The sequence below is a fragment of the Pedomonas sp. genome, from assembly GCF_036515995.1.
Classification (GTDB): domain Bacteria; phylum Pseudomonadota; class Alphaproteobacteria; order Sphingomonadales; family Sphingomonadaceae; genus Pedomonas.
Map to the genome: position 1 here is coordinate 1 of NZ_DATBUP010000112.1, position 9,889 is coordinate 9,889.

At 62.4% G+C, this 9,889-nt stretch carries 7 protein-coding genes; 1 reads left to right on the plus strand and 6 read right to left on the minus strand.

What is annotated here, in order from left to right:
* A partial coding sequence (locus VIG90_RS08330) for an arginyltransferase (protein WP_331593029.1) occupies positions 1 to 655 on the plus strand: 655 nt, incomplete at its 5' end.
* A gap of 53 nt (positions 656 to 708) precedes the next feature.
* On the opposite strand, the gene VIG90_RS08335 is transcribed toward VIG90_RS08330, so the two are convergent.
* From VIG90_RS08335 to VIG90_RS08360, 6 genes are all read right to left on the minus strand, one after another.
* On the minus strand, positions 709 to 2,334 hold the full coding sequence (locus tag VIG90_RS08335; protein ID WP_331593030.1) for a chondroitinase-B domain-containing protein: 1,626 nt from the start codon (positions 2,332 to 2,334) through the stop codon (positions 709 to 711).
* A gap of 71 nt (positions 2,335 to 2,405) precedes the next feature.
* Entirely contained in the window at positions 2,406 to 5,030 is a 2,625-nt protein-coding gene (gene metH, locus VIG90_RS08340) for a methionine synthase (RefSeq protein WP_331593031.1), read from the minus strand.
* Positions 5,031 to 5,106: 76 nt separating this feature from the next.
* Positions 5,107 to 6,153 (minus strand): homocysteine S-methyltransferase family protein, encoded by a 1,047-nt coding sequence (locus VIG90_RS08345; RefSeq protein WP_331593032.1) that lies wholly within the window; start codon positions 6,151 to 6,153, stop codon positions 5,107 to 5,109.
* Positions 6,150 to 7,073, minus strand: coding sequence for a methylenetetrahydrofolate reductase (gene metF, locus VIG90_RS08350; RefSeq protein ID WP_331593033.1), 924 nt, complete (start codon positions 7,071 to 7,073; stop codon positions 6,150 to 6,152). The genes VIG90_RS08345 and metF overlap by 4 nt, the downstream gene beginning before the upstream one ends.
* Entirely contained in the window at positions 7,070 to 8,023 is a 954-nt protein-coding gene (locus VIG90_RS08355; protein ID WP_331593034.1) for a metalloregulator ArsR/SmtB family transcription factor, read from the minus strand. The genes metF and VIG90_RS08355 overlap by 4 nt, the downstream gene beginning before the upstream one ends.
* Positions 8,024 to 8,150: 127 nt before the next feature.
* Complete coding sequence (locus tag VIG90_RS08360) at positions 8,151 to 9,791, minus strand: PAS domain-containing sensor histidine kinase (RefSeq protein ID WP_331593035.1); 1,641 nt, start codon at positions 9,789 to 9,791, stop codon at positions 8,151 to 8,153.
* Positions 9,792 to 9,889: the final 98 nt, after the last annotated feature.

Genomic DNA, 9,889 nt, shown 5'->3' on the forward strand with positions numbered 1-9,889 from the left:
CTACCGCCCCGCATGCGACCGCTGCAATGCTTGCCAGTCCGTTCGGGTGCGCACCGCCGAGTTCAGGCCGAACGGTTCCATGCGCAAGCAGCTACGCCGGAACGACGACCTGGTGGTCAACGCCTGCGAACCGTGGGCAACCTCCGAGCAGTTTAACCTGCTGCAATGCTACCTGCAGGCACGCCACCCCAACGGCGGCATGACGCAGATGGATGCGGATGATTATGCCGACATGATCGAGCGCACGCCGGTCGACACTGTTGTTTACGAATATCGCGAACCGAGCCCGAACCCCGATGCGGAAAGCGCCGGCAAGCTGGTGGGCGTGTGCCTGACCGACCATCATTCGGATGGCCTCTCCATGGTCTACAGCTTCTTCGAGACCGATGGTGCGCGGCAGGGACTTGGCACCTACATCATTCTCGATCACATTCGCCGCGCAGCAGAGCTTTGCCTGCCGTATGTGTATCTGGGCTACTGGATTCCTGACTGCCGCCAGATGGCCTACAAGATCCGCTACAAGCCGCTGGATGTACTGACCGCGGGCGGTTGGGTGCCGATTGAGGAAATCGAGCCCGGCCACCACGAGGGCAAGCCCACCATGCCCGCCATGGGGCACTACGCCTTCCGCCCCGCCGCAAAAGACGACTTCTGATCACGCAAGCTCCGCTGGCGCGAGGGAAGCAGCTTCCCCCTGCCCGGCCCATGTCATGAGTTGCCGCCCTTTGAATGCAGAACGGAACAGGGTGCGCCCGCACTCAGGCTGAACGGGCCAATATCCGGCTTCGAGCCGTTGTGTTCCTGCCCGCAGAAATCGCTAAGGCCGGAGGGCAGCGTTCGGCCCTTGCCCGCAATGGCGTCCGCATCCATCACCGAAAAATCGCCCTTCGGCGGATTAGCGAAAATGCCCCGGCTTACCGGCTGCAACAGGGCCGCACGCCAGCCGGACACCAGATTGTTCTCAAGCTGCGTCGTGCCGCCATCGCGCTCACGCACGCGACCATCGATGATGTTGTTGAAGATGTAGGCGTCAGTCTCGGCATAGCGGGCATCCAGCCCCACGGTGCCCGCCACCAGATTGTTATGCACGACCGCATTGGCAGCCTTGTTGAGGTAAATCCCCACATCGTTCGGACAGTTGAGGATCACGTTGTTGCGAATGACGGCGCCGTCGCTTTCAAAGGCGCACTTCCCATCCCGACAGGCGTAATCCGCCGTGCCGCCGCCACCCAACGACAGGCCCAGCCGGACACCGCCCTTGTGCTTCCATTCGCACATCACGAGGTTCCGCTCGAACACGCCGCCACGGCTCGCGCCCTTGATGAACGCCGCATAGCTGGTGTGATCGCTCCCGTTCTTGGCGAAGTCAGCAATGAAATTGGACGTGACCCGCCAGCCGTCTGCGCCAACGATATCGATCAGTGTCACCGGGTGCGTGGTATTGCGCGGGCGGTCATTGCTGAAGCGATTGCCCTCTATAAGGCCATAGTCCGGCGTCCGGTCACGCTTGCGGGACAGGTTCACCTTGATGGGCGCATTGAAGTTCCGCATCACGGTGTTGCGGATGATGGCGGAGCGCGCCCCGCCGTACACGTGCACACCATGCTCGCAGTAGTCATCAAGGCTGCACACGCCTTCAAGCACGAGATTCTCGATAACCCAGTACGCGCCGGACAGGTCGATCGCCGCCGTTGAAGGCGACGTGATCGTTGCGTCTCCCAGCCGGGCCGCGCGCAGGAAGATCGGCTGGTCCGGCGTACCGCTCGCACGCGCATCGAGGCCCGAAAGGCGATAGACGCCGGGCATCAGAAGAATGTGAGCGCCAGCCTGTGCAGTGCGCACAGCGTCGACCAGTTCCTTTTCATTGGAAACTTCGATTGGCGCAGCGGACGGCAGGCTCTGGATCACGCGCTCAGGCACGTCGCCCGCTGGTGCTGCCATGACCGGCAGGGGCACGCCGTCTTCCGTATAACGCGCGTAGAGCGGTGTGTTCAGGATGCGGGGGCCGACAATGGGCGAGACCGAGAGCGAGTCCCGGTCAGGCAATTCTTCAGCCTTCGCGCTGCCCACCAGCGAGAAGCTGGTGCGGTTGTTCTCGACCACGAACAGGTCAACGGCGGCGAAGGCCCAGTCCACCGACGGATACTTGGCGCGCTGCCATGCCAGCTCCGGTGCCAGCGCCCGGCTCCAGGTGCGCATGAACGGCTCCTGAAAATGGTGCTGGGTCCATAGTGCCGCGCCCGCCACGAGCAGAAGCACCAGAACCGCCAACCCTGCGCACGCTTTCAGGAAGCCGCGCAGTCGCTGACTTCCCTGTGTTCTGGCCCGTACCATCTTGCCCCCCGGCATCGCCCCGACCGATCATCCGGCCCGGGCGATACTTACGGGCAGCAATGGCTTCAGAGTCAATATCCCAGATTCGGGCGCAGCCAGCGCTCCGCCTGCTCGACGGACACGCCGCGACGGCGGGCATAGTCTTCCACCTGATCCTTCCCCACGCGTGCGACGCCGAAATACTGCGCTTCCGGGTGGGCGAAGTAATAGCCCGAGACGGCTGCCGTCGGCACCATCGCGAAGCTTTCGGTCAGCTGGATGCCCGCGTGCTGGCCCGCATTCAGCAGACGGAACAGCTCGGGCTTTTCCGAGTGGTCCGGGCAGGCAGGATAGCCCGGAGCCGGACGGATGCCCTGATACTTCTCGCGGATGATGTCCTCGTTGCTGAGGCATTCCTGTACTGCATAACCCCAGTATTCCTTGCGCACGCGCTCATGCATCCGCTCGGCCAGCGCTTCGGCCAGACGATCCGCCAGCGCCTTCAACAGGATGTCGGAATAGTCGTCGTGGTTGGCCTTGAAGCGCGCCAGATGCTCGTCGATGCCATGGCCTGCCGTCACTGCAAAACCGCCGAGGTAGTCCCCCTGCGAGGCCACGAAGTCGGCCAGACACATGTTGGGCCGCCCTTCCCGCTTGGCGAACTGCTGGCGCAGGAAATGGGTGCGGGAGAGCTCCTTCGTACGGCTTTCATCTTCATAGAGCACAACGTCATCGCCATCACGCGCGGCAGGCCAGAAGCCGATCACCGCCTTGGCGGTCAGCCATTTTTCCTTGATGATCTTCTCAAGCATGGCCTGCGCGTCTGCGAACAGCTGGCTTGCACTCTCGCCCACCACTTCGTCGGTCAGGATGGCCGGATAGTTGCCCGCCAGTTCCCACGAGCGGAAGAACGGCGTCCAGTCGATGCGCTCCACCAGATCTTCCAGCGGATAATCATCGAACACCTTGGTGCCGAGGAACGACGGCTTGGGTGGCACATAGCCGTCCCAGTTCACCTTCACGCCGTTGCTGCGCGCTGCCTCCAGCGAAATCAGCTCGGATTCCTTGTTGTTGGCGCGCTTGACGCGAATGGCTTCGTATTCCGCCGCCACGTCAGCCACAAAGGCATCTCGCCCAGTTTCGGAAACCAGCGAAGTTGCAACGCCAACGGCGCGGCTGGCGTCCAGCACGTGAATGGTCGGCCCGCTTTCATAGCGCGGCGCGATCTTCAGCGCGGTGTGAACCTTGGAGGTGGTCGCCCCGCCGATCAACAGCGGAATGGTGAAGCCCTCACGGGTCATCTCCTCCGCCACCGTGCACATTTCGTCCAGCGACGGCGTGATGAGGCCGGACAGGCCAATGATGTCCGCGCCCGTTTCCTTCGCTGTCTTCAGGATGGTCTGGTACGGCACCATGACGCCGAGGTCGATCACCTCGTAATTATTGCACTGAAGCACGACGCCGACGATGTTCTTGCCGATGTCGTGCACGTCGCCCTTGACCGTCGCCATGACGATCTTGCCCTTGGCCTTGGTGTTTTCGGACTTCTCCGCCTCGATGAACGGAATGAGGTGCGCCACCGCCTTCTTCATGACGCGAGCGGACTTCACGACCTGCGGCAGGAACATCTTACCCGCGCCGAACAGGTCACCGACCACGTTCATGCCCGCCATCAGCGGACCTTCGATCACTTCAATCGGCCGGGCAAACTGCTGGCGCGCTTCTTCCGTGTCGTCGATCACATGGGCATCGATGCCCTTGACCAGCGCGTACTCCAGCCGCTTGACCACCGGCCAGGAACGCCATTCGGCTTCCTGCGCCTCGGCCTGCCCGCCGGTCTCCCGGTATTTCTCCGCAATTTCCAGCAGGCGTTCGGTTGCATCCTCGCGGCGGTTGAGGATCACGTCCTCCACCCGCTCGCGCAGCTCCGCCGGAATTTCGTCGTAAACGTCCAGCTGCCCTGCGTTGACGATGCCCATGTCCATGCCCGCCTGAATGGCATGATACAGGAACACCGAGTGCATGGCCCGGCGCACCGGTTCGTTGCCGCGGAAGCTGAACGAAATGTTCGAAACACCGCCCGAGATTTTCACATGCGGACAGTTCGCCTTGATCTGACGACAGGCCTCGATGAAATCGACGGCGTAGTTGTTGTGCTCCTCGATACCCGTGGCGACCGCGAAGATGTTCGGGTCGAAAATAATGTCCCCGGGCGGCACCTTGGCCTTTTCGGTGAGCAGCTTGTAGGCGCGGGTGCAGATTTCCACCTTGCGCGCGCAGGTGTCCGCCTGACCAACCTCGTCGAACGCCATCACCACCATCGCCGCGCCGTAGCGGCGCACAAGGCGGGCCTGCTCAAGGAATTGCGCCTCGCCTTCCTTCATGCTGATGGAATTGACGATCGCCTTGCCCGACACGCACTTGAGACCGGTCTCGATCACGCTCCACTTGGAGCTGTCGATCATGATCGGCACGCGGGCGATGTCCGGCTCGGCAGCGATGAGCTTCAGGAAAGTCTCCATCGCCTTTTCGGCATCGAGCAGACCTTCATCCATATTGATGTCGATGATCTGCGCGCCCGCCTCGACCTGCTGGCGTGCCACATCGAGCGCAGCCGTGTAATCGCCCGCCAGGATCAGTTTCTTGAACCTGGCGGAGCCGGTGACGTTGGTGCGCTCGCCAACGTTGATGAAGGTGGCTGTGGCTTGATTGGTCATTTTATCAATTCACGCAAAACTTGAGAAAAGCGAGGGTGTTCGCCGCGCTATAAAAGACCGGGAAATCCGCACCCGATCAGGCGGCGAACGCTTCCAGACCTGACAAACGCAACATCGGCTGCGGCTGCGGCACGGCGCGCGGCTTCAGACCGGCAACAGCATCCGTAATCTGCCGGATATGCGCCGGCGTGGTACCGCAGCAGCCGCCCACGACGTTGATGAGGCCATGCTGCGCCCAATCCGCAATCAGGCTGCCGGTCGTCTCCGGCAGCTCGTCATACTCGCCCATTTCATTAGGCAGGCCGGCGTTCGGATAAACGCACAGCAGCGTATCCACAATGCGGGAGAGTACCGTCACATAAGGGCGCAGCTCGGTCGCGCCGAAGGAACAGTTGAGCCCCATCGACAGCGGACGCGCGTGCTGCACTGCGTGCCAGAATGCCTCGACCGTCTGGCCGGAGAGATTGCGGCCGGACATGTCGGTCAGGGTCATGGAAACCATCACCGGAACTTCTTCGCCGCGCGCCTCGGCGGCTTCATCCACCGCCACCAGCGCCGCCTTGGCGTTCAGCGTGTCGAACACGGTCTCCACCAGAATGAAATCCGCGCCGCCGTCCAGCAGGCCTTCGATCTGCTGGCGGTACACGTCCTTGATCTCGTCAAACGAGACTTCCCGGTAACCGGGATTGTTCACGTCGGGAGAAATGGACAGGGTCTTGTTGGTCGGACCAATGGCACCGGCCACGAAGCGCGGCTTCTCCGGCGTTGAATACTGATCTGCCAGCTTGCGCATCAGGGACGCGGCAGACACGTTGATTTCATAAGCCAGATCTTCCGTGCCGTAGTCAGCCTGGCTGATGCGATTGGCGTTGAAGGTGTTGGTAGCGACCAGATCCGCCCCTGCCTCCAGATACTGACGGCAGATCTCGGCGATGTCGTCCGGGCGCGTCAGGTTCAGCAGATCGTTATTGCCCTTCTGATCCCGCGAGAAATCCCGGCCGGCGCGAAAATCACTCTCGGACAATTTCAGGCGCTGGATCGCCGTGCCGTAGGGGCCGTCCTTCACCAGAATTCGACGCGCCGCCGCTGCCCGATACTGTGCTGCTTTTTCCGCCCTGTTCATGCCGCAACCTCCACATCCGGTTTGCTGGCCGGTCGCACACCTAGCAGGTGGCAGATCGCGCCCGTCAGTTCAGCCCGGTTCAACGTATAAAAATGAAAATCCCGAATGCCGCGCTGGTACAGTCGCGCGCACAGCTCCGCCGCGATGGTGGCGGAAACCAGCTGTCGCGTCTGCGGCTGATCGTCCAGCCCTTCGAACAGGCGGCCCATCCAGTCCGGCACGGTTGCGCCGCACATGTCTGCCATGCGCTTCAGCTGCGCAAAATTGGTGACCGGCAGAATGCCCGGCAGTACCGGCACGTTGATGCCCGCCGCGTGCGCCAGATCGACAAACCGCAAGTAGCAGTCAGGATCGAAAAAGAACTGAGTAATGGCGCGGGTCGCGCCCGCATCTACCTTGCGCTTCAGATTCTCGATATCCGCGATGCGCGACGGGGAATCAGGATGGCATTCCGGATAGGCGCCGACGCTGATCTCGAACGGCGCGATCTTCGTCAGACCCGCCACCAGATCGGCAGCGTTCTGGTAACCGTCCGGATGCGCCTCGAACGGAGTATTGATGCCCGTCGGCATATCGCCACGCAGGGCCACGATGTGACGCACGCCGCTTTCCCAATAGGCGCGAGCCACCTCGTCCACCTCATCGCGCGTGGCGGCAACGCAGGTCAGGTGCGCTGCGGGCGTGAGCGAGGTTTCCTTCAGGATGCGCGTGACAGTATTGTGCGTGCGCTCGCGGGTCGATCCGCCAGCGCCGTAGGTGACAGAGACGAAGCGCGGGTTCAGCGGCTCCAGCGCCTTGATGGAGGTCCAGAGGGTTTCCTCCATCTTCTCCGTCTTTGGCGGGAAGAATTCAAACGACACACCGATATCGCCGGGCACGTCGGCGAACAGTGGGCGGAAGCTCGGGGTCAGGGTATTCATCGCTTGTCTTCTTCCTCGTTTTTCTCACCGAGCCACAACGTCACGGTCAGTTCGCTGCCGTGCAACTGCTCTGCAACGCTGGCCGCAAGGCCAGCCGTTTCCATCCATTCAATGACCTGCCTGTCAGGAAAGCCCAGCCGACGGTGGGCATGCTCTTCCCGCAGGAATTCCTTGTCATGCGGTGCGAAGTCCGCAACCAGCAGCCGCCCGCCGGGACGCAGAACCCGCGCCGCCTCCGCAATGGCCGCCTGCGGCTCCTCGGCGTAGTGCAGCACCTGATGGATCACCACGGCGTCAAACACCGCAGCGCCGTTCAGGGCATACATGTCGCCCATGCGCACCTGCACGTTGCGCAGCTCCGCCGCCTCAAGGCGCGTGCGGGCCAGCTTGAGCATTTCCTGGCTGGTATCGATACCAACCGCCTTGCCCACATGCGGCCCCAGCACCTCCAGAATGCGCCCCGTGCCCGTACCGATGTCGAGCAGTGCATCAATGGGCTGCGCGAGCAGGTGGCGGATGATGGCATCTTCCACTTCCCGCTCGGAAATATAGAGGGAGCGCACCTCATCCCACTCGGCGGCGTGCTCCTCGAAATAGGCGTTGGCGCGGCTCACCCGCTCAGCCTGCACGTCCTTCAGCCGGGCGATGTCGCCGCACAGCATCGGATCGTCGCTTGGAACCAGCACGTCCAGCATCCGGCGCAGAATGCCCGCCAGCTCGCCTTCCGCCAGCCGGAAGAACACCCACGCCCCTTCCTTGTGCCGCTCGACCAGCCCCGCATCGACCAGAATCTTCAGGTGGCGCGAGACCCGCGGCTGGCTTTGCCGCAGGATGCGGGTCAGGTCACTGACCGCCAGCTCCCCATAGTGCAGCAGCGCCAGAATGCGCAGGCGGCTGGGGTCGGCAGAGGCCTTCAGAACTGTAAGTGCAGCGTCCATATATGTGGACATAAAGATGTCTTTATGTGTCGTCAATAGACACGACAACGCGTGGGACACGAAAACGTGCCATCGGACAGACGCCGGGCAAATTCAATTCATTTAAACTTGTAAATTGAGAAGAAAATTACGCAGCGTGTCAGGCTGCAGGCAGCAGCACCGTGAAGCGCGCGCCCTCGCCAAGGGCGCTTTCCAGCTCGATGTCCCCGCCCATGAGACGGGCCAGGCGGCGGGAGATGTGCAGGCCGAGGCCGGTGCCTTCCGGCTTGCCGGAGTAGGTATCATTCACGCACTGCTGGAATTTCTCGAAGACACGCTCGTGATTCTCGGGCGCGATGCCGGAACCCGTATCCCAGACGGTGAACGCGATGAACGGCGGTGATCCGGGCTGGCGCGCCACGTCCACACCAATCCTCCCGCCTTCCGGCGTGAACTTGACCGCATTGGTGAGAAGGTTGACCAGGATTTGCAACGCGCGCCGTTCGTCCGCCCGAATACGCACGCTCGGGTCGCAGCGAACGGCGCTGAGATCGATGTGCTTGGCCTCGGCCCGCAACAGCAGCAGGCTGCGCGCCTGATCCACCAGCGGCGCAAGGCACACCGACTCCATGGACAGGCTGACCTCCCCCGTCTCGATCACGCTCACGTCCAGCACGTCGTTGATTAGGCCGAGCAGGTGATACCCTGCCGTTACAATATCGTTGGCATAAGCAACGTAATGGGGCTGAATTTCGCCGAAAACCTGCATCTGCATGGCTTCGGCAAAGCCGATGATGGCATTGAGCGGGGTGCGGAGCTCATGGCTCATGGAGGCCAGAAACTCGTTCTTTGCCTCCAGTGCCGTGCGCGCCTGCTCGGATGCCACATCGAGTGCGGCGTTCTTCTTGGTCAGCTCGGCCAGTGCGTCTTCCAGGTTGCGATGCGCACTGCGCGTCTGCTCCTCCATCAGGTACGTGCGGGTCACGTCCATGCCAACGCCCCGGAACCCCCGGAAGACGCCCGCATCATCGAAGACCGGCACCCCTGCCAGATGGAACAACACGGCATCGCCGACCGAATCCTCGACGACCATCAGTTGGTTGCGAAACGGTGTATGGGAGGTCAAGGCACGGTCGAAGGGATAGTCTCCCGCCATGTTTTCCTCGAACCGACCGATAGACTGAATCGGACGCCCGACCAACGTCGCCACCGGCTGGCCAACCAGCGCAGTGAGCCTGTCCGACAGCGCAGTGATCCGCAGCAGTTCATCGGTTTCCCAGAACCAGTCAGACGATGCACGGGTGAAATCTCGGAAACGAGCCTGATCCACCAGCGCGGCCCGAGTTCGGTTGATCTGGTCCGTTCCGTCCTGCAAGGAGCCGACAACACCGGAAATGGCATCGTTCGCGTCGCGCACCGGCACCATGTTCGCCCAGTAATGGCGCTCCTCGCCGGCAACGACCATGCTGAGCGAGCGCGTGACCGGCCGCCCCCAGAGTAGCGCCGCCTGCACGCCGGTCTCGAAACCGGGGATGCGCACGTTGGCATCGCTACCACCGCATTGCTGGTTCAGGCGCTGGAAGGCATCGTTGCCCTCCGCCAGCACCCCATCCTTGTCCGTACGGAAGAAAGCCGCATTGGCGGCATCGGCCAGATGCGGAATCGCCTGCGGTTCCTGGCGGGAGGCGGCAGCGTCACTTGCGTCGGTTCCTGACGCTTCGGAAGCTTTCCGAGCCGAGCGGAGCGGCGGGACGACCAGCGTTTCCGGAATGACCGTTAAGCCGGTATCAAGCCGCCCCATGCTGCACCCCATCGATCGCCAGCACGTAGGATGCGTCCAGCTGCCACAGCTTCAGCACCCGTTCCGCCTTTGCGGGGTCCAACTCGTCATACAGCTTG

Coding starts and splice junctions, on each gene's coding strand:
- VIG90_RS08355 (WP_331593034.1), bottom strand. CDS start 8,023: ATGTCCACATATATGGACGCTGCACTTACAGTTCTGAAGGCCTCTGCC.
- metH (WP_331593031.1), bottom strand. CDS start 5,030: ATGACCAATCAAGCCACAGCCACCTTCATCAACGTTGGCGAGCGCACC.
- VIG90_RS08345 (WP_331593032.1), bottom strand. CDS start 6,153: ATGAACAGGGCGGAAAAAGCAGCACAGTATCGGGCAGCGGCGGCGCGT.
- VIG90_RS08335 (WP_331593030.1), bottom strand. CDS start 2,334: ATGGTACGGGCCAGAACACAGGGAAGTCAGCGACTGCGCGGCTTCCTG.
- metF (WP_331593033.1), bottom strand. CDS start 7,073: ATGAATACCCTGACCCCGAGCTTCCGCCCACTGTTCGCCGACGTGCCC.
- VIG90_RS08360 (WP_331593035.1), bottom strand. CDS start 9,791: ATGGGGCGGCTTGATACCGGCTTAACGGTCATTCCGGAAACGCTGGTC.